We start from the raw sequence: 20,939 nt of genomic DNA, 5'->3' as shown, positions 1-20,939 counted from the left end.
GAATTCCCGTCGCTGCAGCATCCGCCGCCGCGGAGATCGCCTACTACCTCCTGATCAGAGACGGAAGACACTCCGGGGGTGCGCCACCGGTGGTCACCAGCAACTCATCCCGGGCACGGGACGCCGCGACATAGAGCAGTGACCGTTCACGCCGCATCGCCTCGTTGCAGAACTTCACCTCGACGTCCCTCCGGGCGAGGGTGTCGACGATCCTGCCGGAGTCATTGCGGGTGCGCGTGAGAACGGCGATGCGAATCGCGGGGGTCGGATCCCTCCACAATCACAATCACACCGCGTCGATACCGTGAATACCGTGCGCCTGTACCGTCGATCGGCCGTCTCGTTGGCCGCCCTGATTCACCGCCGCTGGTTACCGGAACTCTGGTCGCTCGCCCGGTGGAGGTCGATGAGGAAGTCCGTCGCTCCGAGGGACACCTGCAGGATCCTTCGCCCCGGCGACCAGAGGGTGACCACGTTCCCGCTGGGGAGCGCGAGATCCGCGACGGCCCGCAGTCGCGCGGCATCATGCGTCCAGCGGCATTCGGTTGTGTCGCGGAAGGCGAACGTCACCAGGTGCCCGGAGACCTCGAGGATCCGAGCGGGCTCCCAGTCGTCCGGGGTCATGATCGTCACCGTGAGCGTCCCGTCGCTGTTCCGGGGTCGGTGTTCGTCCGGCCCGAAGTCCGGTGCGGTGAAGGAGTTGATCTCCTTCTGGGTGGTGCGGTCGTTCATGGTGACTCCTCTGCTGATCGGTGCCGGGTGGACAGACGTGTCCTGCGGCAGGTGATCGGGAGGAGAGTGGTGTCTGACCGGCGACCATCGGGAGGGGCGACAGGGATGGTCACCTGTCGCGCTTCTGGATGTACCTCAGCACTGCCGATGCGTGTGTGGAAGGGCCTGCTGGCGGCTTCTCAGGGGCGCGGCCCCTGAGTTCTCGGGGATCCGGGAGCCACGCCGGTGCGCCTTTACTAGCCCTTCCTGCCGAGCGTCTCGGTGAAGCTGCGCATCATCTGCGGGTAGTCGTCGCGGTCGGTGTGCACCTCGATCATCACGAGCTTGTCGCGGTTCCGGTCGGCCTGTTCCAGGGCCGCGTCGAGGGTCGCCGGGGTAGGTGCGTCGAGGACCAGGCAGTTGTCATCGCTGCCGCCGAAGGCGCGGGGGATGTCCTGCCAGTTGAACGGGGTGATGTCGTTGTAGACCTCGTCGGCGCCGTGGATGGCACGTTCGATGGTGTAACCGGAGTTATTCACCAGGATGACCAGCGGGTTGATGCCCTCGCGGAACATGGTGGCGATCTCCTGCACAGTCAGCTGGGCCGAGCCGTCGCCGACGAGGACGACCATGCGCCGGTCGCGGTTCGCCATCCCGGCACCCAGGGCCGCGGGGATGGAGTAACCGATGGAGGCCCACAGTGACTGGCCGATGAAGCTGACCCCGAAGGGGAGCGGACTGTCGGCCATGCCGAAGAAGCTGGTGCCCTGGTCCGCGATGACGAGGGAATCCTCGGGCAGCCACTCCGAGACCTTCGACCACAGCACATTCTGGGTCAGTGGCTCGTCGGGATCCGGCTGAGGTTCGGTGGGAACGTGGCGTTCCTTCAGTTCGTGGGGAGCGACCTCGACCTCGGCGAGGACACGGGCGAGTGCGTCGATCGCGTCGCCCATCTGGAGTGGTGCGAAGGTGCGGCCGCCGATGACGGACTGTGTGGGCGAGATGTCCAGGACCCGGTCGACTCCGAGGTTCATGGAGAACCCGGCGGTGGTGGAGTCGGTGAACTCCACGCCGATCGTGATCAGCCGCTCGGCGTTCTCCACCGCGTCCCCGGCACGCGGTGAGGACGCCGCACCGAGGTAGATTCCGGCGAAGCGGTCGCTGCGCTCGTCTACGAGGGTCTTACCCCAGGTGAGCGTGGCGTATGGGAGGTTGTTGGCGTTGATCATCCGGTCGAAGTTCCCGATGCAGCCGACGCGGTGGACGAGCAGGTCGCCGAGCACGGTGGCGGAGTGGCCGGCCAGGAATTCGGTGGCGGCCCGTTCGAAGGCCTTGAGTGCGGCGCTGGAGGACTGCCTGCGGGCGTGATCGATCTCCAGGGGCACGTCCGAGGGGTAGACCTCGGCGGCGGCGACGTCGGGGGAGAGCACGAGGTAGGCCGGCCGGCGCTGGGCGAGCATCTCGGTGATCACGCGGTCGATCTCGCTGGTGGCGTTGGACGGCGTGAGCCAGGACTGGGCGCAGTTCACGTGGCCGGCCATCTCGTAGAAGTGGGTGAACACACCGTCGCCGAGGCTGTGGTGGATCTTCTTCCGGGAGGTGAGGATCTCAGTGACCGGTGCCCCGACGATGTGGAGGACCGGGACGTACTCGGCGTAGGAGCCGCCGGTGGCGTTGATCGCGGAGAGTTCGCCCACCCCGAAGGTGGTGACCATCGCCGCGGCACCCTTGAGGCGGGCGTAGCCGTCGGCGCAGTATCCGGCGTTCAGCTCGTTGCAGTTGCCGACCCACGTCAGGCGGTCGTGTGCGGTGACGGTGTCCAGGAACTTGAGGTTGAAGTCGCCGGGGACACCGAAGACGTGGTTGATGCCGATCTCCGCGATCCGGTCGAACAGGTAGTCCGAGACGGTGTAGTTGCTGCTGCCGGAATGGCTCATTGGTGCTCTCCATCTGAAAGAGGGTGTTTCGGGGTGATTCTCTGGCGGGGCGCCTGTGTTTTCGGATCCACACCGCTTCCGCGTATCCACCTAGGTGGTACGTATCACTTTCCCAGATTACGGGCAGTGCCCACATCCGGATGCCCGACCCGGAAGGGTGGGGGTCCCGGCTGCTCAGCCGCACCCCCGCGGGCCCCCGTCGCTCCGTGGGTGGGCTGGGGATTCGCTCACTCCGATTCCCACTGGGCGGGACCGTGTCTCATTCGCACAACCGTACGTTCCCCCGGGTGCGGACACCGCGGGAGGTCTGCCCCACCACGGGTGGTGGGGCACGCCGATCCCGGATCGCGGGGTCAGCTGGCGTAGCTGCAGGGGGTTCCGGCCCCCTCCTCGAGCCCGAACAGCCAGGCCCTGTCGCCGATGGTGACCTGGAGGATGTTGTACCGGTCGGACCACCGGACGTCGGCGCCGGACTCGAGCAGCACGAGGTCGGTGACGGCGCGGAGCCGCTCCGCGTCGTGGTTCCAGCGGCGGATCGTGGTGTCGCCGTGGGTGAAGGTGATGAAGTGCCCGTCCACGTCGCCGATGTCCGCGGGTTCCCACTCACTGTTGTTGGCGTGGCTCATCCGGATCCAGTGCACCGCGTGTCCGGTGCCGTAGTTCCGGCAGCCGGAGGGCAGTGCTGTCGCACCGAGTTCCGGCAGATAGTCCGGGGTGCTGGTGATGTTCCGGTGTTCGGGATTGGTGTGCCCACTCATGTGAACTCCTGGGATTGTCGCGTTCTTCCGCAGGACGGAATTGTCCTGCGGCGGATCTTCCTCCGGGGGCACCGTGCGCGATACGCGGTTGCCAGTCGACGAGCCGGGGGTCTCTTGCGTCGGACTTCTCGATCACATCCGAGAATACCAGCGGTGTGGTTTCCCGTCATCGGGTTTTTGGGGCCGGGCCGGTTACTCTCCGGCGGATTCGTTCGCTGCCGGCGGGTTGTCGGGGTACGTGCCCGCCGGCGGTCGGCGGACTAGTGCGTGTCCGACGGTGGAGCGGGGTCCGGAACACGAGGGATGTAACATGGATCACATTCCTGGAGGTGGTGTCATCCGCGGTCGGGTGCCGCCCGCCGACGAGGAGAACACAGTGAGTCAACAGCATCAGCCCTGGACCGTCGAACTCGGGGAGCACGACGAGAAGATGGGCATCGAGGTTCTGGAACAGTCCGCGGGCAAGGTCGTCGCCCGGATCCCGATCGCCGGCAACCGGCAGTTCCGGGGCGTGCTCCACGGCGGAGCGATCATCGCTCTGGGGGAGGCCGTGGCCGGTTGGGGTGTACTGATCCACGCCTCATCCTTGGGCATGGGCGCCGTGGGGGTGGACATCAACGCCACCCACCATCGCACCGGGCTGAGCGGCTTCGCTACCGCCACCGCGACCGCCATCAAACTCGGACGGATGCTCGCGAGCTACGAGGTGGTGGTCAATGATGACGGGGAGCGGCTCTCCACGATCCGCGTGACCAACGCGATCATCGGGATGAGCACCTGACGGACACCGCGGAGGAGACCCCTCCCGGCTTCCCGTACGTGACGACGGTACTCAACCACACCGGTGGAGGAGGGACGCCCGCCGGTCGTGGCGGTCGATCCCTCCGGTCCACCGGCGTGCCCCGGGGCACGGTCGCCATTCACACCGCCACCGTCCCACCTCAGGTTCCGGACGTTCCCGCGGGGGAAAGTCGGCGCTCGTACGGCCGCCCGTACCGGTACGCGGGGTGCGGACACCGCCGTCGATCAGCGCCCGGACGAAGCCGATCCGCCCCTTCTACCAGCGTGTCACCGCGACCGCGGAACCGTATAGGTGGTCACGACCTTCGCGAGGACCGAGTCATCGACCGAGGAATGAACGGTGGTGTCGGTGACGATCACGGTGCGACCCGCACGGACGATCCGGGCGGTCGCCACGGCGTCGCCCTCCCGCGTGTTCGACACCACGTTCACCGAGGACGAGACCGCCAGCGGGAAGACCCCGGGCTCGACCTGCTGCATCGCCAACCAGGTGCCGGTGATGTCGGCGAGACCGAAGAGCGCCGGAGCGGAGAACATGCCGGCGGGTTGGGTGATCGCCTTGTGCAGCGGCATGCCCACGGTGACGTGTTCCCTGTCGCCGGACACCGGGTACAGCCTGAGGGTGACGGCTACGTCGTCGACCTCGGTGTAGAAGCGCTCCCATTGTTCGGTGAAGTTCATTTCAGCTCCAGTTCAGAGATGTCGGTGGACTGTCGGGTGAGCCAGTCGGGCTCGGCGACCATGAGGGATACTTCGGCGCCCTCCCGGGTCTCGACGTCGACGACGTAGCGGAGACCCGCGGCCTCGCACTCGGAGACGGCGTCGAGGTCACCCTCGGGCACGGCGATGACGATGCGCCGGCATTCCGGGTGCGCGGCGAAAACCTCGCTGACACCCGTCCGCATCGACTCGGCCGTCCCGAACGGCAGCTCCATGTCGTCGCTGCCGTAGGGGTAGGTGTGGCGGAGTGGGGACCTGGAGATGTGTACCGCGCTCACTGTTCCCGCTCCCCCGAATCGCGGACGACCTGCCGGATGGCGATCTTGTCGACCTTCCCGGCGGAGTTGCGCGCGATCTGATCGACCATGACCACCCGCTTCGGGAGCTTGTACCGGGCGAGGTGGTGGCCGCAGTGGTCGCGCACCTCCTCGAGCGAGAACTCGCGGCCCGATTCCGACTCGATGACGGCGACCACGATCTCGCCCCACTTCGGGTCGGGTTGCCCGACGACGGCACTCCCTCGGACGCCGTCGATCTCGGCGAGGACCCGTTCGACCTCCGCCGGGTACACGTTCTCGCCGCCGGTGATGATGAGGTCCTTCAGCCGGTCGACGATGTAGTAGTACCCGTCCTCGTCCCGGTGGCCGAGGTCACCCGAGTGGAACCAGCCCGCGGTGTAGGCCTTCTCGGTGATCTCGGGGTTGTTCCAGTACCCGGTGGCGACATTGGGGCCGCGGACCCACAGCTCACCGGTCTCACCGGCGTCCTTCACCTCTTCGCCGGTGTCGGGGTTGACCAGCTTGATCTCCGTGTAGGGCATCGGGATGCCGCAGGAACCGGCCTTCTTCTCGGTCATCCGGGGCGGGAGATAGGTGGCGAACGGGGCGGTCTCGGTCAGTCCCCAGGCCTGCTGCACGTTGACGCCCTTGGCCAGGTACCGGCGGATGAGGACCGGGGGAACCGGGGCGCCCGCGCAGATCGTCGCGCGCAGGGTCTTCAGCTCGGAACCCGCGAAGTCCGGGTGGGAGTACATCGCGTCGAGCTGGGCGGGGACGAGGAACGCCGATCCGACCTGGTAGTCGTCGATGTCCCGCAGCACCCTGGCGGGATCGAAGTGCCGGTGGATGAGAAGCCTGTTCCCGCGGACGAGCGCCCGGATGGCGAAGGAATTCAGTGCCCCGACGTGGAACAACGGCGCGGTGGCGAGCGTGGTGTCGCCCGGGCGTGAGTCGACCATCGTGTCGACGTTGATGGCGTTCCACCAGAGGTTGCCGAAGGTGAGCTGGGCCCCCTTCGGGAGTCCCGTCGTGCCGGAGGTGAACAGCAGCAGCGCCAGGTCCGCCATCGTCATCGGGCGCGGGCGGGCGACCATCGTCGTGTCCAGATCCGTCAGCGCGCAGGACGTCCGCTTCCAGTAGATCGGTATGTCGCTGTCGGCCGCCGCATGCGGGTCATCGTCGACGATGAGCACGTGGTGCCTGTCGATACCGTAGATGTGCTTCGCCATGTCGAGGTGGCTGCCCTCCACGACGATGGTGTGCGGGGTGCCCTGCAGCAGCAGCTGGGTGACCTCCGGCGCGGAGAGCCGGAAGTTGAAGGGCATGAAGGTGGCGCCGAGCCACCAGCTGGCCAGCATCGTCAGGACGAAGGACTCGGAGTTCATTCCCAGGAACGCCACGCGGTCGCCCTGCCTGACGCCGGCCTCATCGAGGTGCGCGGCCCATGCGCGGATCTCCTCGACCAGCTCCGCGTAGGTGGTGGACTCGTCCTCGTAGACGACCGCCACCTCATCGGGCTGGTAGAGGGCGTGGCGGAGGATCTGGGAACAGGGGTTGACGTCGAGTTTCTCGGAACTGTGGTGGACTCCCGTGATCATCACAGGTCATCGCCTCCTGCTGAGTTTCTGAAGCCTCGGGCGGCGATTCCGCCGTCGGCGTTGATGATGGCGCCCGTGACCGCGCCGGCGTCGGTGGGTGACGCGAGCAGGACGTAGGGGCCGGTGAATCCCGCGGGATCCGTGGAGATGTCGTGGAGCGGGATGTAGGGGTTCGCGGTTCCGGAGCGGCGTCCGATGGTGTCGGAGAAGCTCCGTGAGTCGAGGCCGATCGCCTTGGGGCCGCGGAGATCGGTCTGCATGCCGCCGACGGCGACGCCGTTGACCCGGACCTTGGGCGCCAGTTCGTGGGCGAACTGGAGCATGAGGCCCCGGTCGGCGAACTTGCTGGCCGTGTAGACCGGGCCGCCGCCGTCGGCGTAGAAGGACGCGTTGGACAGGGTCATCACGATCGAGCCGCGGGTCTTGACGAGCTCCCGCCAGGTCGCTTCGACGGTGAGGAGATAGCCCTTGACGTTGACGGCGAAGATCTCGTCGAACATGGCCGAGAGTTCCTCGCCGCCCAGGCGGGCGACGGAGCGCTGGTAGTCCCAGATCCCCGCGTTGGGGATGACCGTGTCGAGGCGCCCGAAGGCACCGAGGGTCTCATCGACCGCGGCGTGCAGGTCCGCCGCCGTCCGGACATCGGCGGCGAGCGGGAGTGCGGATCCGCCTTCGGCCTCGATGTCCGCGGCGACGGCGCGGGCCCTGTCCAGGTCGATGTCGAGGACCGCGACGTTGGAGCCCTCCCGGGCGAAGCGTGCGGCCAGTGCCGCCCCCAGCCCGGAGCCGGCGCCGGTGATCAGTGTCGTTCTGCCTGGTGTCATGGTGTCTCCTCTCTAGAAGAACGTGGAGATGTTCTTGCTCGGCAGCACGTTGATGTCGAGGAGGATCCGGCGGTCGAAGATCCGGAAGCCCTCGTCGGTCCGGCGCACCAGGTCCGTGCGCGTGCCGACGAAGATGTCGCGTTCGCGTTCCAGGCGGGTCCGCCACACCAGGAAGTTGGTCCGGACCTCGATGATGTCGGGTTCGTCTTCGCCGCTCGCGTGTCGGGCACTCAGGTTGGTGATGAGGTGCCGGGTCCGTGACGGCGGGTCCTCCGCCCAGGCCATTCCGGAGTCGAAGCGGCGGATGCGCCAGGCCAGGGAATCGTGGGTCTCGTCGTAGAATGCGGCCTCGTCCGGCCCGGCGATCGCGAGTGCCTGTTGGCGGCGGAGCCGGTTCGTCCGGGTGGGGGCCCAGTAGTAGAGGTCGGGTGCGAAGTGCTCGAGCCAGTCGACGTACCGCCCCTCGTCGAGGAGGTCCGCCTCGTCGTTGTAGAAGTTGACGAGTTCGTAGTAGAGGGCGTGGTCCACGCGCTCGCCGACGGTGATGTCTTCGCGTCGCAGGTAGTCGGTCATGGTGTTCTCCTTCTCCGCGTCCGGTCGGTCACCGGGCGAGTTTCTTGATGTTGATTCCCGGATCGGCGAGTTTCTCCGGGTCCGCGACGATGCCGCGGTCGATGATCCGCCGGGCCGCCCGGACGGCCATGCCGTTGTCGTAGGCGGCGCACCCGGCCATGGTCCCGTCCGGGTTCAGTCGGAACACGATGCCGGGGTTGCCGTCGGCGTCGGGTCGGACGACCGTGGTCCCCTCGGCGGTCATGGAGCCGACGCACTCGACGTGGACCCCGTAACGGTCGGTCCAGAACCAGCTCGCACCGTGCTCCGGCAGCGGACGGCCGAGAATCGACGCGGCGGCCGTCTGTGCCTCGAACACCGCGGATTCCCAGTGCTCGTGGCGACGCTCGAGGTGGCCGTCGGGGGTGCGCAGTCGGGCGCAGTCGCCCACGGCCCAGATGCCGTCCGCCGTCGTCCGTTGCGCGGAGTCGACCAGGATGCCGCCGTCGCAGTCGAGTTCGGCGGACTGGGCGAGGCGCTCTTCGGCGACGATGCCCACCGCGAGGAGCACGCAGTCGGCCTCGACGCTGTCGTGTCCGTCGATGTCGATGGTGAAGGCGCCGTCGTTACCGTGCACGGCGGTGGTCATTCCCTGCAGGTAGGTGACGTCGTGTGCGGCGTGCAGGTCGTGGAGCCGGTGGGCGATCTCCGGGCCGACCGCGGGAACGAGCGCGATCGGGGCGGGATCGATGAGGGTCACCCGCGCCCCCAGGCTGAGTGCCGAGGACGCGACCTCGGCACCGATCAGGCCTGCGCCGATGATCGCCAGGTGGGTCCCGCGCTTCAGCTTCTGGCGCAGTGCCCGGGCGTCGTCGATGCTGCGCAGCACCAGGAGATCGGGGTTGTCGAAACCGGGGACGGGAAGCTGCCGGGGAAGGCCGCCGGTCGCGATGACGAGATCGTGGAAGGGGCGTTCCCCGGAATCCTCCAGCACCAGCTTCCGGCTCTCCGGGTCGATGCGCACGACCGAGTCGCGGAGCAGTTCGACGTCATTGTCCCCGTACCAGCTGCGGGCCGCGAGGAGCAGCTGTTCGGCGTTCTTCTCTCCGGTGAGCATCTCCTTGGACAGCGGCGGTCGGTCGTAGGGGTGGCCCTCGGGATCGATGATGGTGACCGGGCCGGTGTAGCCGTGGTTGCGGAGTTCACTGGCGACGGTGAAGCCGCCGACGCCGCCGCCGATCACGGTCACGGATTCGGGGTTCCGTGTCTGGGGGTCACTCATCGTCGTGCTCCTCCGCGGGGACGCCCGGGTAGAGCCAGATTTCGTCGTCCCGGATCTCCACCTTGTGAGTGTTGGTGTCCTCGACGGCGGGCATCGAGAGGACCTTGCCGGACTTCAGGCAGAACTTGCCGGCGTGCATGGGACACTCGACCTCACGGCCTTCGATCCACCCGTCGGCGAGGGATGCGTCGGCGTGCGTGCAGATGTCGTCGAGTGCGTAGAATTCGTCTTCATCGGTGTGGAAGACCGCGATACCGACCGGGTGGCCCGAGGTCTCCGGCGGGACCACCAGGGCCTCTTCCTGATCGATGTCGTCGACTGTGCCGACTTTGATGGGTTCAGACATGTTCGGACCTTTCGGAAATGAGGGGCTGCTCGGATCAGGCTTCGTGCCAGGCCGGGGTGGACATCAGTTCGCGCCAGCGGCGGTAGAGTCCCCGGCCGGCGGCGTCGGAGTAGAGCTCGGAGGTGGTTCCCGGGTATCCCGGTTCCTCCTTTTCGGTGCCGATGCCCATCTGGTAGTTCAGGGCGGTGTTCCCGACCATGAAGGCGTGGGCGTTGGCCTGGCACTCGGACCAGTTCTCCCCGTCGTCCTGCTCGAAGATCCCGGAGGGACCGAAGGTGCGGAGGTTGTAGAGCCGCTGCGCGCGGCGGACGTCCTCGGGCATCGACTTGTCCAGGACAGTCCAGGACCAGACCTCCATCCGGTCGGGCCCCTTGGGGTGCCACACGCGGATCGAGCCGTTGACCGGGAGGTAGGAGAAGTTCGGGAACACGGTGGCGTGCCCGTTGGTCAGGGGGCCGGTGACCTGCTCCGGGGAGAGGCGCTCCCTGAGGAAGTCGTAGTCGTAGTACTCGTGGACCGGCTGGGCGTCGAACCGGTTCCTCGGGTGCACGGGGAAACCGGCGCCGTTGCCGTGGTCGTCGGTGTACTGGCGCCCGGACCGCTGGGCGATCTCCTTCTTCGGTCCCTTGCCGGTGGGGGACATGACCATCAGCGCGGAGGCGTGGGACATGTTGACGTGGTACCAGTCGGTGGCGAACTGTTCGGCGGCGAGCTTCCAGTTGCCCTCGAGGACCCACTTCGTGACACCGCCGACGACACACGTGCCTTCCGGATCGCGGTCCATGAACGCGTCGATGTACCATTTCATATCGCCGAGGGCGTCCTCGAGCGGTTCCGCGTCCGCGTCCCAGTTCGCGAAGATCAGCCCCTTGTAGCTCTCCACGCGGGGAGCGGTGACCAGGCCCCAGTCGGCGGGGTTGAAGGTGTCCGGGTAGGAGTCCTGGGCGGGGACGTTGGACAGGTTGCCATCCAGGTCGTAGGCCCACCCGTGGTAGGTGCAGGTGAAGTTCTTGGTCTTGCCCTGGTCCGCGCGGCAGACGCGGGCGCCGCGGTGGCGGCAGTTGTTGAGCAGGACCCGGTACTCGCGTTTCTTGTTCATGGTCGCGATGACGGGATCCTCGCCCATGTACGTCTGGAAGAAGTCACCGGGTTTCCGGAGCTGGTCCTCGTGGGCGATGAACAGCCAGCTCCGGGCGAAGATCCGGCGCATCTCCTGCTGGTAGACCTGCTGATCGGCGAAGATCCGGCGGTCGATCAGGCCACCGTCCGGGTCGACCATCCCGGAGACGTCGAGGGGTTGATCGAGGCCGGCGGGGCGGGACAGGGTTCCGCGGGGAAGTGGGCTGGTGGATGCAGACACGGTGAAGGTCTCATCTCCTCGTCTGTTCAGTGCGCCGGAACCGGTCTGGACTGTGGGGTGAGTCTGGTGACGATCGGGTCCGGCAGGGGTGGGTGTTATATGACTCACATCTGGATGTGGCTACAGCTTGCCGACACAGTTGGCCGCGGGTCAGGTCCCGTTCCGCTGGATGGAACGGCCCCGCCGCCCGGATGTAACAGTGTTCGCCGGACTTTCGGTGGTGGGCTTCCCCCGGGTCGGGGAAGTGCCTGGTCAGGAAGGCTTTGCGTCGGTCATCTCCCGCCAGGTGGTCGTCTGCTGCGGGGGCCCCCGATTACCGATTGTTTCGCCGTTCCAACTTTGGGTCACACAGCGATCCCGTGTCGTCCCGCGCTCCCGAAAGCCTCCCCCTGATGGAGCGATCCGTGCCTCGTACGCGCTGTGTTCGGGATAACCTTGCTCCACGTCGTCGCCCGATTTCCGTCGAAGGGGTGGGGTTCGGGTGGTACCCCCGCCGCTGTGCCGCATCGTGGAACGGTTCCCGACATGGTTGTGTGACGGCGAGCACAATAAGTGGCAATGGGTCGCCACGACCGCCAGGACGATGTTTCACCAGGAGAAGAACCGATGACGCCCACCAGCCCCCAGTCCGATCCCCGTAGCGCGGTGGACAAGGCATTCAGCCTGCTCCGGAGCTTCAGCGACAACGACTCACTCGGCGTCGGGGTCAGCGAACTGGCTCGCCGGGCCGACCTGCCCAAGTCCACGGCACACCGTCTGCTGAGCACACTGGTCGCGAACGGCGCCGTGGAACGGGCCGGTGAGGTCTACCGCCTCGGGCCGCTCTGCTACGAGCTGACGAGCGAACGCGGTTCACGGCACACCGAGTTCATCAGTGAGGTGCTCACCCCCTTCCTCGCCGGACTCTTCGAGGAGACCCGCCAGACGGTCCATCTCGCGTTCCTCCAGGGGAACGAGGTGGTCTACGTCAACAAGCTCTTCTCCGCGCGGCGGGTCACCTCCCCGTCGCGGATCGGGGGCAGGGCCCCGGCCTACTGCACGGGAGTGGGCAAGGCCCTGATGGCCTGGGACGAGATGCGGATCGAGGCCGCCATCAAGGGCGGGCTGCACCGGTGGACCCCCTACACGATCACGGACCCGGACGAGTTCCGCGAGGAGCTCGGGCAGGTCCGGCGCGACGGGGTCGCGTTCGACCGCCAGGAGATCCTCGTCGGACTGAGCTGTGTCGCCGCGCCGATCTACGGTCGCTACAACCTGCCGGTGGCCGCCATGTCGGTGTCCGGCCCCACCAGCCAGTTCGATCCCGGGGTGCACATTCCGGCCCTGAAACGAATCTGTGCCGCGGCCGGGAAGGCCGTTCTCTTCCACCAGATGCAGCAGGAGCAGATGGCGTCCTCCGCCTGATCCGGGTCCCCGGGCCCACCATGCGCGAGCGGGGGAGCGGTCGCCCGCCGGGAACCGGTGTGTACGCGATCCCTACGTTCTCCACCGGGAAACGGGGTGTGAACGGCGGGTCAGGCGGCGGAGTCGCTCAGATGCACCGCCACGTCGATGATCATGTCCTCCTGGCCACCGACGTAACCCCGGCGACCGACCTCGCGCAGGATCTCCGCGGTCGGGACGCCGTAGCGCTCACTCGCCCGCTCGGCGTGCAGCAGGAAGGAACTGTAGACGCCCATCTGGCCCTGCACGATGGAGCTGCGGTCGATGGCGGGGAGCCGCGGGACCATCGGCTTGAGGACGTCCTCGGCGGCCGCCTGGATCTTCTCCACGTCCACGCCCGTCTCGATCCCGAGGACCGCGAAGGACGTGGCGACGACCTCGGTGGGGGAGTTGCCCGCACCGGCACCCAGCCCGGCGAGTGATCCGTCGATCTGGCGTGCCCCTGCGCGAACCGCGAGCACGGAGTTCGCCACCCCGAAGGACATGTTCTGGTGCCCGTGGAAACCGACCTGGGCCTCGTCCCCGATCTCATCGACGAGCGCCTTCACGCGGTCCCCGGCCTGCTCCATGATCAGGGCTCCCGCGGAATCGACGACATAGACGCACTGGCATCCCGCGTCCACCATGATCCTGGCCTGCGCGGCGAGTTCCGCGGGGCTGATCCGGTGGGAGAGCATCAGGAAGCCACCCGTCTCCAGCCCGAGTTCGCGGGCGGCCTGGAAATGCCGGACGGAGATGTCCGCCTCGGTGCAGTGCGTGGCGATGCGGACCATTCCTGCACCGCGCGCGTGGGCCTCCTTCAGGTCAGCCACCGTTCCGAGTCCGGGGAGCAGGAGAACCGCGATCTTCGCGTTGCGTGCCTCGTCCACCGCGACCTCGACCAGATCGAGATCACTGGTGTGGGAGAACCCGTAGTTGAAGGACGATCCGCCGAGGCCGTCGCCGTGGGTGACCTCGATCATCTCGATGTTCGCGTCATCCAGCGCCCGCACGACCGCGCGCACCTGCTCCGGTGTGTACTGGTGGCGGACGGAGTGTGAACCGTCGCGGAGGGTCGTGTCGTTCAGTCTTATCCTGGTCATGTCGGTCCTCTTCTTCTCTGTCGGGGTCACCGGGCTGCGCTGACCGGTGCGGTGGCGGCGTCGTCCCGGCGGAGGAGATCGACGTAGGTGTCGGCGGTCGCGACCGCCGCCGCAGTAATGATGTCGAGGTTTCCGGCGTACTCCGGCAGGTAGTCGGCGGCGCCCCGTACCTCAATGAGGACGGTCACCCGGCCCCATCCCCGCCAGTCGGCACGTGCGGTGTCGAACTGGGGTTCAGCCGTGAGGTGGTATCCGGGAACGTACTTCTGGACGTCGGCGACCATCTGCTGCACGGACTCACGGATCCGGTCCCGGAGCGGGCCGGGCTCCGCGGCCTCCGGGGGAAGGGCACAGTAGACCGTGTTGCGCATGAGCATCGGCGGTTCCACCGGGTTGAGGATGAGGATCGACTTCGCGCGTTTCGCGCCGCCCACCTTCTCCAGGGCGGCCGAGGTCGTCGCCATGAACTCGTCGATGCTGGCGCGGGTTCCCGGTCCGGCGGACCTGGAGGAGATGGAGGCCACGATCTCCGCGTACTCGACGGGCACCACCCTCGAGACGGCGGCGACGATCGGGGTGGTCGCCTGCCCACCGCAGGTGATCATGTTGACGTTGTCCACCGTGCGCAGCGTGTCCATGTTCACGGACGGGCACAGGTGGGGGCCAACGGCGGCCGGGGTCAGGTCGATGGCCCGGATACCCGCCTCCCGGTACCGGGGTGCGTTCGCGCGGTGCGCGCCGGCGGAGGTCGCCTCGAAGACGATGTCCGGTAGCCGGTCACGGGAGAGCAGCCAGTCGACACCACCCGGTGACGCCTCGACGCCGAGCTTCTCTGCGCGGGCGAGACCGTCGGAGGTCGGATCCACGCCGATCATGTACACGGGTTCGATGTTGCGGGAGTTCTTCAGCAGCTTCATCAGCAGATCGGTCCCGATGTTCCCGGGGCCGACGATGGCTGCGGTGTATTTGTCGCTCATGTGGTTTCTTCCCTTTAGGTGAAGGAGGTGGTAAGGGTTCCGAGAGATCCGTAGTCGACCTCCACGACGGTGCCGGGGGCGATGGGGGCGGCGGCGCAGAAGCTGCCGGTGAGGATCAGGTCGCCACGCCGGAGCGTGACCCCCTGCCCGCCCAGGACGCCCGCGAGCCAGACCAGTGGCTCGAGTGGGTGCCCCATGACCGCGGCACCGGTGCCCTCGCCGGTCAGTTCGCCGTCCACGCGCATCGCCGCGGTGACCGAGGGGAGCTGATCCACCGGGATGTCGACGGGAGAGTCGCCGATGACGACCGCACCGCAGGACGCGTTGTCGGCGATGGTGTCCACGAGTCGGATGTCCCAGTCCCGGACCCGGGAATCGATGATCTCCACCGCGAGATACGTCTCATCGATGGCTGCGACGACATCGTCGAAGGTCGCGTCCGCGGACAGATCCGAGCCCAGCCGGAAACCGAGCTCCGGTTCGATCCGGGGCGCGATGAACCGGCCCGCGGCGATCGGCTCGCCGGCGCGGTGGACCATCCCGTCGGTGAAGAACCCGAAGTCGGGGCTGTCGACACCGAGCTGCTGCTGCATGGCGACCGAGGTGAGCCCGATCTTCCTGCCCGCGATCCGCTGACCGGCGGCGGTGAACGCGGCCTCCGTCAGCTGCTGGATGCGGTAGGCGCCGTCGACGTCGAGACCGTCGATCACGGTGCGGGGCGGGGCGACGGGCCGTCGGGTGCGGTAGGCGGCGGCGAGTTCATCGGCCATCCGCTGGTACTGATCTGTCATGGGGGAACGTGACTCCTGGTCGGGCTGGATTGGAGGGGAGGGTGGTGGTCAGGGGAACCGGGTCACCGGGCGGACATGATGCCGAAGCCGGCGATGAACTCCCGGATGGGGCGGTAGTACTCGTACGTCACCCGGTAGCCGCCGGTGGCCGCGTGGAGCGCGGAGAACGCCGCGACCCAGGAGCGGACCTCGTGGGAGGAGTGACCCGCCTCGGCGTCCATCTCATCGGCGGTGTACCGGTCGAACCGCTCCGGATCGGAGGCCGCGCAGGCGTCCATGAAGCCGCGGTCCCACTCGGGGTTTAGGTCGAGAATGTCGGCCTCGCCCTCGGCGAACTTCTTCGCGGTGTCGATGACCCGTTGCTGGCGCGCATTGCGTGCCTCCTCGGTGGGGTGACGCCCGGCGAGGAGGAGGGCGCGCTGTTCATCCGTGGCGGTGGCCCACTGCGGCACCGGCGGATCGTGGCTGAGTCCGCCGGACGCGATGAGCAGGATCCGCTCGTCGCGACCGGCAAGGAACTCGCCCACCGCCTGGCCCATTCTGCGGACCCGGCGCATCGGAACGAACGGCCTGGCGACACCGTTGACGTAGATCGGGATGGTCGGCTTGGCCGCTATGTCCTTCCAGAGCACCTCCAGCGGTTGGACGGCCCCGTGGTCGATCTCCATGCGGCGCGAGATGGCGATGTCGACGTCGCGGTCGATGACGAACTGCGCCATCTCCTCGCTGATGCCGGTCGGCACGTCGAGGGGACCGGCCTGGGAGTCGTAGTCACCGACTCCGAGGGCCTCGTAGCCGATGCAGTAGGGCGGCATCAGGTCGTAGAAGAAGCCGTTGTAGTGGTCCGGGGCGAAGGTGACGACGAGCTCGGGATCGAACTCGTCGACCGCGGCACGGACCGTCGCGAAGGCCTCGTCGAGTTCCGCGGAGACATCGGCGGGTGCGTCGGCGATGCCGAGCAGAGGGCTGTGTGACATCGCCAGCAGCTGGATACTCATGTCGGTTCTCCTTGGTTGTCTGTTCAGGACGTCCGGTCGAGCAGGAAGTCGAGCTGGATCCTGTTGAACGTCTCGGTGTCCTCGTACTGGGGCCAGTGACCGCAGTTCTCCATCACGGCCAGCTGGCCGTTGGGGATGAGTTCCGAGATCCGGCGCCCCTCGTCGACCGGGCCGGAGGGATCCTTGGTGGTCCACAGGACGAGAGCGGGCGCCTGGATCTGGCGGAGATCGTCGTCAGAGAGCATGTTCCGGCGGCGGATCTCGGGGTTCTGGAGCGCCATGTTCATCTCACAGGCCATCTTCCAGTCGTCCTGCTCGAAGATCCGCTGCCGCGTCCGGATCAGGTCATCGGTCACCATCGTCGGGTCGGCCATCAGCCATTCGAGCCGCGCCTTGACCCGCTCCCAGCTGGGATCCTCCGCGGCCTCGGTGGACAGGGTGAGGAGACGTTCCATGACCTTCGGATTGGCCATCGTTCCGCCCATCGTGTTCAGGACGATCCGCTCCACGCGTTCCGGATGCTGCTGCGCCAGGCGGGCTGTGGTCCACCCACCGAGCGATTCGCCGGAGAAGTGGGCCTTCTCGACACCGAGCTCGTCCATGATCGCCAGAACCTGGCCGATGTAGTGTTTGATCTCCAGGGGGTGTTCCGGCTTGGTGCTGTACCCGTGGCCGATGAAGTCGATGGCGTAGACGTTGAAGTGCTCCGCGTGGGCCGCGAGGTTCCGGGCGTAGGCCTCGGCGTGGCCGGTGATCCCGTGGAGCATGAACAGGGTCGGCTTGTCCGGGGTTCCGGCGTGGAGGTAGCGCGTGCGGTAGCCGCCCGCCTCGATGTATCCCTGGTCGAACTCGACCTCGGCGAGATCGTCCCAGGTGCTGGTGTAACTACGGTGGGTCATCTTTATTCTCCTTGGAGCGTGGGGTGGTGAACGCCGTCGGGGCCCGGGGCCGGGGCTCGGTCGGTGCGTGCCGGGTGAGGGCCGGTATCACCGGTGGTAGAGCTGATCGTATGGTCCCCGGGAACGGCCCTCAGCCGGTGTTCCGCGGAGTGGAACACCGGCCGGGTGGCTGTCTCAGGCCTTGAAGACCGCGGTCTCCTGGAAACGCTCCTCCGGGGTCTCCCGGTGGGCCGTCTCCCTGGAGACGTAGATCGCGATCGAGCTGATGATGAAGAGCACGGTCGCGTAGATCGCGACCGGGGTGAGGTCCGCGTTCGTGCCCATGAGCCTGTTGGCGACGAGCGGGGCGGTGCCGGCGCCGAGAATGGCGGAGACCTGGAACGTGATGCCGGCTCCCGTGTAGCGGTGGGCGGGATCGAACTTCTCGGACAGGAAGGCGCCGATGGGGCCGTACTGGGCGGGCTGGACGACGCAGACCATCAGGATCATGCCGATCCACACGTTGGACGGGTCGCCCGTCTGGATCATCCGGAGGACGATCCAGAGCCCCACCACCGAGACCAGGCCACCGAGCAGCATGACGCGACGACGTCCGAACCGGTCGGAGAGCGCAGCGAGTCCCGGCATGACGAAGATCGCGACCACCGAGCCGATGGTCAACATCATCAGCGCGTCTCCCCGGGAGATGGGGTCGGCGGAGTCGGCGCTCTGGCGGACGATGTAGGGGACCATGAAGGATGCCTGGAGGCCCTGGATGAACAGTCCCGCCATGCCGGCGAGGGAGCCGAGGACGAGTTCGCGGGGTGAATCCTGGAGCATCTTCACCAGCGGTACGCCGGTGTGCACGCGGCCTTCGCGCCGGGCGGCCTCGAACTCCGGTGACTCGGTCACCCGTGAACGGAGGTAGAGACCGAACATGACGATTCCCGCGGAGAACAGGAAGGGCACGCGCCAGCCCCAGTCGGTGACGAAGTACCGCTCGGGATTGGCGAAGTTGTCCCCGGAGATCTTGGAGAAGACCGCGAGAACGAGGGTGGAGAGCACGGCGCCCGCGGGGCCGCCCGCGATGGCGAGGGAGGCGCCGAAGCCCTTGTTCTTCCGCTTGGAGTGCTCCATCGCCATGAGCGTCGCGCCCGCCCACTCACCGCCGACGGCCAGCCCCTGCACCGTGCGCAGGACGACGAGGATGATCGGTGCGGCGACCCCGATCTTGTCCGCGGAAGGCATGAGTCCGATGGTCACCGAGACGAGGCCCATGGTCAGCAGGGTGACGACGAGGACGTTCTTTCGTCCGTACTTGTCACCGAAGTGGCCGAACGCCATCGAGCCGATGGGCCTGGAGATGTAGCCGATCAACAGGATGAGGAAGGAGAGGGTCGTGCCGAGCTCCGGGCTCAGTGAACCGAAGAACAGTTTCGGGAACACGAGGCCGGCTGCAGCGGCGTAGAGGAGGAAGTCGTAGTACTCGACGGTGCTGCCGAGGAAGCTGGAGAGAACGGCGCGCCGCCGCTCGCGGGGATCGGCGCTCTCCGGAACGACCGCGCTGGCCGTCGCGGCGAGAGCCGTCGGGTCGGTGCCCGCCGGGGTGGACTGTGTCATGGGTGCTCCAGATGAAGGTAGGGAACGGTGTGTGATCCAAGAGAAGCATCTGTGTTCAATGTGAGCTACAACTCGTTCCGGTGGGTGGTACGGCGTTTCATCAGGCGGAATGCCGGGTCACGGCCCCGACCCCGCGCTCACCGGTGGTGAATGCCTGAGGCGCCACCCGCGATGCGCGGGTGGCGCCTCAGGTCGGACGGAGCGTCCCGACGGTCAGCTCGCCGACCACTCCACGGTCCGGGAGTAGTCCCGGACGTCGACCGGCAGCATCCGCCCGTAGTGGAACTCGAACCGCTGGCTCCGGTAGAACTCCCGGACCGGTTCCCCTCTCTCCGGTGGCGTGGGACGTCGACCCGAATCGCCGCGGTACCCGGCCGTCGCCGTGCGCCCGAACCAGTGCGCGTCGTAGATCTGCTGATCCGCCCACGTCTCCAGGAGCATGAGGTGATTCGGCAGCTCGACGTTCTCGTACCACGCATAGGCGAGGCAGCCGGGTTCCCGTCGGGTGTCGGAGATCTCCCTCGCGGTCAGGTCGCGCATCTCGGGCCCGGCCTCGTAGGTGCCCTGGATGACGATGTCCACCGGCCCACGGGCGGGCCACATCACCGCCGGATCGGGGCGCTCGACGGGCCGCCAGACGGCACCGTCCAGCGCATAGGGCACCCGCCGGTAGATCGCGGTCCCGGTGTCGGTGCAGCGGAGCAGATCATGCAGGACCGGATGGTCCGTGATCCCGCGGAGCAGATCGCCGTACCCGCGCTCGTCGGCGAACAGCAGCGCGAGTGCGTGCTCCTCCTCGCCGGCCGCGAGAGTCGAGTAGACCTCCGCCTGCTCCACCCGCCCGCGGAGCGCGCGGACCTCGTCGAGGAGACCGTCGGGAAGTGCGCCGAAGGTGTGGATGACGCGGATCATCGCTGTTCCCCGAAGTCGACGACCCAGTCGGGCCGCATGTGCTCCGGAGCTGGCGGGCGTCGACGCAGCACTCCCTCGATGAGGTATCCGCCGAGTTCATCGAACACGTCGAAGTAGCCGAACTCGGCGGCGTGTCCCCGCAGGGGGGACCCCATGCACAGACCGTGGCCCGCCCCGGTCATCGCCGCGACCGTGTCCCGCCACTCGTCCTCGTCCGTGGTCATCCAGCTGAACATGTGGTGTATTCCGGGGCCGCGGATGTCCGAGAACTCGCGGTTGTAGTGACTCGGTCCGTGCTTGCACTGGATGATCTCGAAACCGAAGTCCCCCGCCGAGCCCTGCGCGGTGAAGTAGCCGTGGTCGACCTTCTCACCGCGGTACCGGGGATCATCCAGCCGGCCGTGGCCCGTCTGCCAGGTTTTGCACTCGAATCTCGTGATCCCGAAGATGTCCCGGTACGCCTCGAGGCTCCCGAGGACACTGTCGACGATGACGCCGAAGTGGTGGATGCCCTGGAGTGGGGGAAGCACCCCGCTGGTGGGTTCCCGGTCGGTGGCGTCCGTCGCCGGTTCGGCTGCCCCGGTGACCATCTCCACGAGAAATCCACCGAGAGCGTCCCGCGTGTCGTAGAAGGTCCGTCTGGAGCCGTCGATGTCGGCACTGTAGACGGCCGGGATGCCGAGCCGGTCGAAGTGCCCGGCGACATCGTCGCCTCCGGTGGCGAGAACCCGGATGAAGCAGATCCCGGGTCCCTTGGTGAGCAGGTACTCGTTGAATGGCGATTCCCCGCCCGTGGGCTCGACGAGCTCGAAGGTCACGGGTCGGGCGGGGCCGCCCCCGGGGCCCGTCGCGGAGGGCGCGGGCCGGGTCGTCCCGATGGCGGCCCGCCAGGTCCCGGGGGTGGTCGAGGTCGTGCGTCCGTAGCTGACCGCGGACGAGGTCTGCCCCGCGTCGACGTGGGACACGTCCCAGTCGGTGATGCCGTGGATACGGCGGTAGCTGTCCATCGCGGCATCGAGGTCGGTGACGACGATGCCGACGCGGAGGAGGTTCGTTGTCTTCATGGTTCTC

22 protein-coding genes and 1 riboswitch are annotated in these 20,939 nt (G+C 67.4%); of the genes, 2 read left to right on the top strand and 20 right to left on the bottom strand.

Going from position 1 to position 20,939, the window contains the following annotated elements:
• Nucleotides 1-43: 43 nt before the first annotated feature.
• From KRX55_RS01310 to KRX55_RS01295, 4 genes are all read right to left on the bottom strand, one after another.
• Nucleotides 44-280, bottom strand: a complete 237-nt coding sequence (locus KRX55_RS01310; RefSeq protein WP_218406235.1) for a hypothetical protein — start codon at nucleotides 278-280, stop codon at nucleotides 44-46.
• A gap of 77 nt (nucleotides 281-357) precedes the next feature.
• Complete coding sequence (locus tag KRX55_RS01305) at nucleotides 358-732, bottom strand: hypothetical protein (RefSeq protein WP_218406054.1); 375 nt, start codon at nucleotides 730-732, stop codon at nucleotides 358-360.
• Nucleotides 733-968: 236 nt separating this feature from the next.
• A complete protein-coding gene (locus tag KRX55_RS01300) occupies nucleotides 969-2,648 on the bottom strand; it encodes an alpha-keto acid decarboxylase family protein (RefSeq protein ID WP_218406053.1) in 1,680 nt (559 codons plus the stop codon).
• Nucleotides 2,649-3,001: 353 nt separating this feature from the next.
• The gene (locus KRX55_RS01295) at nucleotides 3,002-3,406 is read right to left on the bottom strand and encodes a hypothetical protein (protein ID WP_218406052.1); all 405 of its coding nucleotides are present in this window, start codon (nucleotides 3,404-3,406) and stop codon (nucleotides 3,002-3,004) included.
• A gap of 16 nt (nucleotides 3,407-3,422) precedes the next feature.
• Nucleotides 3,423-3,540, bottom strand: a riboswitch (SAM riboswitch).
• 296 nt (nucleotides 3,541-3,836) lie between these two features.
• Between KRX55_RS01295 and KRX55_RS01290 the strand changes: the two genes are divergently transcribed.
• Nucleotides 3,837-4,187, top strand: a complete 351-nt coding sequence (locus KRX55_RS01290) for a PaaI family thioesterase (RefSeq protein WP_255567491.1) — start codon at nucleotides 3,837-3,839, stop codon at nucleotides 4,185-4,187.
• Nucleotides 4,188-4,474: 287 nt separating this feature from the next.
• On the opposite strand, the gene KRX55_RS01285 is transcribed toward KRX55_RS01290, so the two are convergent.
• The 8 genes from KRX55_RS01285 to KRX55_RS01250 are packed head-to-tail and all read right to left on the bottom strand — an operon-like array spanning nucleotide 4,475 to nucleotide 11,167.
• Complete coding sequence (locus KRX55_RS01285) at nucleotides 4,475-4,888, bottom strand: PaaI family thioesterase (RefSeq protein ID WP_218406050.1); 414 nt, start codon at nucleotides 4,886-4,888, stop codon at nucleotides 4,475-4,477.
• On the bottom strand, nucleotides 4,885-5,205 hold the full coding sequence (locus KRX55_RS01280) for a hypothetical protein (RefSeq protein WP_370625723.1): 321 nt from the start codon (nucleotides 5,203-5,205) through the stop codon (nucleotides 4,885-4,887). The genes KRX55_RS01285 and KRX55_RS01280 overlap by 4 nt, the downstream gene beginning before the upstream one ends.
• On the bottom strand, nucleotides 5,202-6,803 hold the full coding sequence (locus tag KRX55_RS01275; protein WP_255567490.1) for a class I adenylate-forming enzyme family protein: 1,602 nt from the start codon (nucleotides 6,801-6,803) through the stop codon (nucleotides 5,202-5,204). Before KRX55_RS01275 ends, KRX55_RS01280 begins: the two co-directional genes overlap by 4 nt.
• Nucleotides 6,803-7,627 carry an SDR family NAD(P)-dependent oxidoreductase gene (locus KRX55_RS01270; RefSeq protein ID WP_218406048.1) on the bottom strand — a complete coding sequence of 275 codons (825 nt, stop codon included), beginning with the start codon at nucleotides 7,625-7,627 and terminating at the stop codon, nucleotides 6,803-6,805. The genes KRX55_RS01275 and KRX55_RS01270 overlap by 1 nt, the downstream gene beginning before the upstream one ends.
• A 12-nt stretch (nucleotides 7,628-7,639) precedes the next feature.
• Nucleotides 7,640-8,200 (bottom strand): aromatic-ring-hydroxylating dioxygenase subunit beta, encoded by a 561-nt coding sequence (locus KRX55_RS01265; protein ID WP_218406047.1) that lies wholly within the window; start codon nucleotides 8,198-8,200, stop codon nucleotides 7,640-7,642.
• A 28-nt stretch (nucleotides 8,201-8,228) separates the two neighbouring features.
• On the bottom strand, nucleotides 8,229-9,461 hold the full coding sequence (locus tag KRX55_RS01260) for an NAD(P)/FAD-dependent oxidoreductase (protein ID WP_218406046.1): 1,233 nt from the start codon (nucleotides 9,459-9,461) through the stop codon (nucleotides 8,229-8,231).
• Nucleotides 9,454-9,807, bottom strand: coding sequence for a non-heme iron oxygenase ferredoxin subunit (locus KRX55_RS01255; protein ID WP_218406045.1), 354 nt, complete (start codon nucleotides 9,805-9,807; stop codon nucleotides 9,454-9,456). Before KRX55_RS01255 ends, KRX55_RS01260 begins: the two co-directional genes overlap by 8 nt.
• 34 nt (nucleotides 9,808-9,841) lie before the next feature.
• On the bottom strand, nucleotides 9,842-11,167 hold the full coding sequence (locus tag KRX55_RS01250; protein ID WP_200260716.1) for an aromatic ring-hydroxylating dioxygenase subunit alpha: 1,326 nt from the start codon (nucleotides 11,165-11,167) through the stop codon (nucleotides 9,842-9,844).
• A gap of 606 nt (nucleotides 11,168-11,773) precedes the next feature.
• On the opposite strand from KRX55_RS01250, the gene KRX55_RS01245 reads away from it, so the two are divergent.
• Complete coding sequence (locus KRX55_RS01245; RefSeq protein WP_218406044.1) at nucleotides 11,774-12,571, top strand: IclR family transcriptional regulator; 798 nt, start codon at nucleotides 11,774-11,776, stop codon at nucleotides 12,569-12,571.
• 110 nt (nucleotides 12,572-12,681) lie between these two features.
• Here KRX55_RS01245 and dmpG read toward each other — a convergent pair whose 3' ends face one another.
• The 8 genes from dmpG to KRX55_RS01205 all read right to left on the bottom strand — a co-directional run bounded on the left by dmpG (nucleotide 12,682) and on the right by KRX55_RS01205 (nucleotide 20,932).
• Nucleotides 12,682-13,692, bottom strand: coding sequence for a 4-hydroxy-2-oxovalerate aldolase (gene dmpG, locus KRX55_RS01240; protein WP_200260723.1), 1,011 nt, complete (start codon nucleotides 13,690-13,692; stop codon nucleotides 12,682-12,684).
• Between the two features lie 26 nt (nucleotides 13,693-13,718).
• Nucleotides 13,719-14,669 (bottom strand): acetaldehyde dehydrogenase (acetylating), encoded by a 951-nt coding sequence (locus KRX55_RS01235; protein WP_218406043.1) that lies wholly within the window; start codon nucleotides 14,667-14,669, stop codon nucleotides 13,719-13,721.
• A 14-nt stretch (nucleotides 14,670-14,683) separates the two neighbouring features.
• Complete coding sequence (locus KRX55_RS01230; protein ID WP_218406042.1) at nucleotides 14,684-15,460, bottom strand: 2-keto-4-pentenoate hydratase; 777 nt, start codon at nucleotides 15,458-15,460, stop codon at nucleotides 14,684-14,686.
• A 62-nt stretch (nucleotides 15,461-15,522) separates the two neighbouring features.
• Complete coding sequence (locus tag KRX55_RS01225; protein ID WP_200260732.1) at nucleotides 15,523-16,458, bottom strand: 3-carboxyethylcatechol 2,3-dioxygenase; 936 nt, start codon at nucleotides 16,456-16,458, stop codon at nucleotides 15,523-15,525.
• A 23-nt stretch (nucleotides 16,459-16,481) separates the two neighbouring features.
• A complete protein-coding gene (locus KRX55_RS01220) occupies nucleotides 16,482-17,357 on the bottom strand; it encodes an alpha/beta fold hydrolase (protein ID WP_218406041.1) in 876 nt (291 codons plus the stop codon).
• Between the two features lie 174 nt (nucleotides 17,358-17,531).
• Complete coding sequence (locus tag KRX55_RS01215; protein WP_218406040.1) at nucleotides 17,532-18,956, bottom strand: MFS transporter; 1,425 nt, start codon at nucleotides 18,954-18,956, stop codon at nucleotides 17,532-17,534.
• Between the two features lie 213 nt (nucleotides 18,957-19,169).
• Nucleotides 19,170-19,868 (bottom strand): putative quinol monooxygenase, encoded by a 699-nt coding sequence (locus tag KRX55_RS01210; RefSeq protein ID WP_218406039.1) that lies wholly within the window; start codon nucleotides 19,866-19,868, stop codon nucleotides 19,170-19,172.
• Nucleotides 19,865-20,932 (bottom strand): hypothetical protein, encoded by a 1,068-nt coding sequence (locus KRX55_RS01205; protein ID WP_218406038.1) that lies wholly within the window; start codon nucleotides 20,930-20,932, stop codon nucleotides 19,865-19,867. Before KRX55_RS01205 ends, KRX55_RS01210 begins: the two co-directional genes overlap by 4 nt.
• Between the last annotated feature and the right edge of the window lie 7 nt (nucleotides 20,933-20,939).

This window comes from Corynebacterium sp. TAE3-ERU16, from assembly GCF_019209935.1.
Taxonomy (GTDB): Bacteria; Actinomycetota; Actinomycetes; order Mycobacteriales; family Mycobacteriaceae; genus Corynebacterium; species Corynebacterium antarcticum.
The sequence above is the reverse complement of the archived record's forward strand: the minus strand, read 5'-3'. Positions and strand labels throughout refer to the sequence as shown.

Bases quoted from the DNA above. Each gene is read 5' to 3' on its own strand.
- KRX55_RS01305 (WP_218406054.1), bottom strand. From the start codon at position 732: ATGAACGACCGCACCACCCAGAAGGAGATCAACTCCTTCACCGCACCG.
- KRX55_RS01300 (WP_218406053.1), bottom strand. From the start codon at position 2,648: ATGAGCCATTCCGGCAGCAGCAACTACACCGTCTCGGACTACCTGTTC.
- KRX55_RS01295 (WP_218406052.1), bottom strand. From the start codon at position 3,406: ATGAGTGGGCACACCAATCCCGAACACCGGAACATCACCAGCACCCCG.
- KRX55_RS01290 (WP_255567491.1), top strand. From the start codon at position 3,837: ATGGGCATCGAGGTTCTGGAACAGTCCGCGGGCAAGGTCGTCGCCCGG.
- KRX55_RS01285 (WP_218406050.1), bottom strand. From the start codon at position 4,888: ATGAACTTCACCGAACAATGGGAGCGCTTCTACACCGAGGTCGACGAC.
- KRX55_RS01275 (WP_255567490.1), bottom strand. From the start codon at position 6,803: ATGATCACGGGAGTCCACCACAGTTCCGAGAAACTCGACGTCAACCCC.
- KRX55_RS01270 (WP_218406048.1), bottom strand. From the start codon at position 7,627: ATGACACCAGGCAGAACGACACTGATCACCGGCGCCGGCTCCGGGCTG.
- KRX55_RS01265 (WP_218406047.1), bottom strand. From the start codon at position 8,200: ATGACCGACTACCTGCGACGCGAAGACATCACCGTCGGCGAGCGCGTG.
- KRX55_RS01260 (WP_218406046.1), bottom strand. From the start codon at position 9,461: ATGAGTGACCCCCAGACACGGAACCCCGAATCCGTGACCGTGATCGGC.
- KRX55_RS01255 (WP_218406045.1), bottom strand. From the start codon at position 9,807: ATGTCTGAACCCATCAAAGTCGGCACAGTCGACGACATCGATCAGGAA.
- KRX55_RS01245 (WP_218406044.1), top strand. From the start codon at position 11,774: ATGACGCCCACCAGCCCCCAGTCCGATCCCCGTAGCGCGGTGGACAAG.
- dmpG (WP_200260723.1), bottom strand. From the start codon at position 13,692: ATGACCAGGATAAGACTGAACGACACGACCCTCCGCGACGGTTCACAC.
- KRX55_RS01235 (WP_218406043.1), bottom strand. From the start codon at position 14,669: ATGAGCGACAAATACACCGCAGCCATCGTCGGCCCCGGGAACATCGGG.
- KRX55_RS01230 (WP_218406042.1), bottom strand. From the start codon at position 15,460: ATGACAGATCAGTACCAGCGGATGGCCGATGAACTCGCCGCCGCCTAC.
- KRX55_RS01225 (WP_200260732.1), bottom strand. From the start codon at position 16,458: ATGAGTATCCAGCTGCTGGCGATGTCACACAGCCCTCTGCTCGGCATC.
- KRX55_RS01220 (WP_218406041.1), bottom strand. From the start codon at position 17,357: ATGACCCACCGTAGTTACACCAGCACCTGGGACGATCTCGCCGAGGTC.
- KRX55_RS01215 (WP_218406040.1), bottom strand. From the start codon at position 18,956: ATGACACAGTCCACCCCGGCGGGCACCGACCCGACGGCTCTCGCCGCG.
- KRX55_RS01210 (WP_218406039.1), bottom strand. From the start codon at position 19,868: ATGATCCGCGTCATCCACACCTTCGGCGCACTTCCCGACGGTCTCCTC.
- KRX55_RS01205 (WP_218406038.1), bottom strand. From the start codon at position 20,932: ATGAAGACAACGAACCTCCTCCGCGTCGGCATCGTCGTCACCGACCTC.